Origin of the sequence: Paraburkholderia podalyriae, from assembly GCF_014397785.1 — a bacterium.
In the GTDB taxonomy this organism is placed as follows: domain Bacteria; phylum Pseudomonadota; class Gammaproteobacteria; order Burkholderiales; family Burkholderiaceae; genus Paraburkholderia; species Paraburkholderia podalyriae.
Genome location: NZ_VZQQ01000168.1, coordinates 1 through 3,276, shown reverse-complemented (window position 1 = coordinate 3,276; position 3,276 = coordinate 1). Strand labels below are relative to the sequence as shown.

Below are 3,276 nucleotides of genomic sequence, written 5' to 3'. Positions count from 1 at the left end.
GAGACACACCCGTTATAGGGTCAAGCGAACAAGTGCATGTGGTGGATGCCTTGGCGATCACAGGCGATGAAGGACGCGGTAGCCTGCGAAAAGCTCCGGGGAGCTGGCAAACGAGCCTTGATCCGGAGATGTCCGAATGGGGAAACCCACCTCTTCTGAGGTATCCGTAGCTGAATCCATAGGCTACGCGAAGCGAACGCGGTGAACTGAAACATCTAAGTAACCGCAGGAAAAGAAATCAACCGAGATTCCCAGAGTAGTGGCGAGCGAAATGGGAGCAGCCTGTACACGTTATCTGTATTGTTAGTCGAACGCTCTGGAAAGTGCGGCCATAGCAGGTGATAGCCCTGTAGACGAAAACAGCATGGAAGGACTGGGTGTACGAGAAGTAGGGCGGGACACGTGAAATCCTGTCTGAAGATGGGGGGACCATCCTCCAAGGCTAAATACTCGTGATCGACCGATAGTGAACCAGTACCGTGAGGGAAAGGCGAAAAGAACCCCGGGAGGGGAGTGAAACAGATCCTGAAACCGCATGCATACAAACAGTCGGAGCCTCTGCGAAGGGGTGACGGCGTACCTTTTGTATAATGGGTCAGCGACTTACATTCAGTGGCGAGCTTAACCGATTAGGGCAGGCGTAGCGAAAGCGAGTCCGAACAGGGCGTCCAGTCGCTGGGTGTAGACCCGAAACCAGGTGATCTATCCATGGCCAGGTTGAAGGCACGGTAACACGTGCTGGAGGACCGAACCCACTAACGTTGAAAAGTTAGGGGATGAGCTGTGGATAGGGGTGAAAGGCTAAACAAACCTGGAAATAGCTGGTTCTCTCCGAAAACTATTTAGGTAGTGCCTCGTGTATCACCTTCGGGGGTAGAGCACTGTCATGGTTGTGGGGTCCATTGCGGATTACTACGCCATAGCAAACTCCGAATACCGAAGAGTGCAATCACGGGAGACAGACATCGGGTGCTAACGTCCGGTGTCAAGAGGGAAACAACCCAGACCGCCAGCTAAGGTCCCCAAATATGGCTAAGTGGGAAACGAAGTGGGAAGGCTAAAACAGTCAGGAGGTTGGCTTAGAAGCAGCCACCCTTTAAAGAAAGCGTAATAGCTCACTGATCGAGTCGTCCTGCGCGGAAGATGTAACGGGGCTAAGTCATATACCGAAGCTGCGGATGCACAGTAATGTGCATGGTAGGAGAGCGTTCCGTAAGCCTGCGAAGGTGCACTGGAAAGTGTGCTGGAGGTATCGGAAGTGCGAATGCTGACATGAGTAGCGATAAAGGGGGTGAAAGGCCCCCTCGCCGTAAGCCCAAGGTTTCCTACGCAACGTTCATCGGCGTAGGGTGAGTCGGCCCCTAAGGCGAGGCAGAAATGCGTAGCTGATGGGAAGCAGATTAATATTTCTGCACCATTGTGAAATGCGATGGGGGGACGGATCGCGGAAGGTTGTCCGGGTGTTGGAAGTCCCGGTCCTTGCATTGGAGAAGGCGCTTTGGCAAATCCGGGCGCGGGATTCAAGGGTGCGAGGCGAGTCGCTTAGGCGACGAAGCAACTGGAAGGGGTTCCAGGAAAAGCCTCTAAGCTTCAGTTTCACAGTGACCGTACCGCAAACCGACACAGGTGGGCGAGATGAGTATTCTAAGGCGCTTGAGAGAACTCGGGAGAAGGAACTCGGCAAATTGGTACCGTAACTTCGGGATAAGGTACGCCCTCATAGCCTGACTGGCCTGCGCCAGAAGGGTGAAAGGGTTGCAATAAACTGGTGGCTGCGACTGTTTAATAAAAACACAGCACTCTGCAAACACGAAAGTGGACGTATAGGGTGTGACGCCTGCCCGGTGCCGGAAGATTAAATGATGGGGTGCAAGCTCCTGATTGAAGTCCCGGTAAACGGCGGCCGTAACTATAACGGTCCTAAGGTAGCGAAATTCCTTGTCGGGTAAGTTCCGACCTGCACGAATGGCGTAACGATGGCCACACTGTCTCCTCCCGAGACTCAGCGAAGTTGAAGTGTTTGTGATGATGCAATCTCCCCGCGGCTAGACGGAAAGACCCCATGAACCTTTACTGTAGCTTTGCATTGGACTTTGAACCGGTCTGTGTAGGATAGGTGGGAGGCTGTGAAGCGTGAACGCCAGTTTGCGTGGAGCCGACCTTGAAATACCACCCTGATCTGTTTGAGGTTCTAACCCTGGTCCGTGATCCGGATCGGGGACAGTGCATGGTAGGCAGTTTGACTGGGGCGGTCTCCTCCCAAAGTGTAACGGAGGAGTACGAAGGTACGCTAGGTACGGTCGGAAATCGTGCTGATAGTGCAATGGCATAAGCGTGCTTGACTGTGAGACTGACAAGTCGAACAGGTGCGAAAGCAGGTCATAGTGATCCGGTGGTTCTGTATGGAAGGGCCATCGCTCAACGGATAAAAGGTACTCTGGGGATAACAGGCTGATACCGCCCAAGAGTTCATATCGACGGCGGTGTTTGGCACCTCGATGTCGGCTCATCTCATCCTGGGGCTGTAGCCGGTCCCAAGGGTATGGCTGTTCGCCATTTAAAGAGGTACGTGAGCTGGGTTTAAAACGTCGTGAGACAGTTTGGTCCCTATCTGCCGTGGGCGCTGGATATTTGAAGGGGGCTGCTCCTAGTACGAGAGGACCGGAGTGGACGAACCTCTGGTGTACCGGTTGTCACGCCAGTGGCATCGCCGGGTAGCTATGTTCGGAAGAGATAACCGCTGAAAGCATCTAAGCGGGAAACTCGCCTTAAGATGAGATATCCCCGGGGCTTCGAGCCCCTTGAAGGGTCGTTCAAGACCAGGACGTTGATAGGTCAGGTGTGCACGTACAGTAATGTACTGAGCTAACTGATACTAATTGCCCGTAAGGCTTGATCCTATAACCGGTGTGTGTCGGCAGCCGTTAGCGCTTCAGCGCTTATGGATGCCCCACCCTGCGCAAAGCGCAGGGTCTTATGCAGACCACACACGGTTGAGATCAGTGTTGTGCCAGAAACAACACAACCTGCCTTACCCTGGTGAGCATCACCAGAAACTACTTCTTCCAGATTGGCTGTGGCGCGCACCCCGCGACGCAGCAACCCGTCATGCCTGATGACCATAGCGAGTCGGTCCCACCCCTTCCCATCCCGAACAGGACCGTGAAACGACTCCACGCCAATGATAGTGCGGATTGCCCGTGTGAAAGTAGGTAATCGTCAGGCTCCTTACCCCGTCAGAAACCCCACCCCTCGCGGTGGGGTTTTTGCGTTTAC

Annotated in this window: 2 rRNA genes; both read left to right on the top strand. The window is 54.0% G+C overall.

From position 1 onward, the window contains the following. The first annotated feature begins 18 nt into the window (after positions 1–18). Positions 19–2,900: ribosomal RNA gene (locus tag F6X42_RS42070) — 23S ribosomal RNA — on the top strand. 211 nt (positions 2,901–3,111) lie between these two features. Beyond that, positions 3,112–3,225 (top strand): 5S ribosomal RNA (gene rrf / locus F6X42_RS42065). The last annotated feature ends 51 nt before the right edge of the window (positions 3,226–3,276 follow it).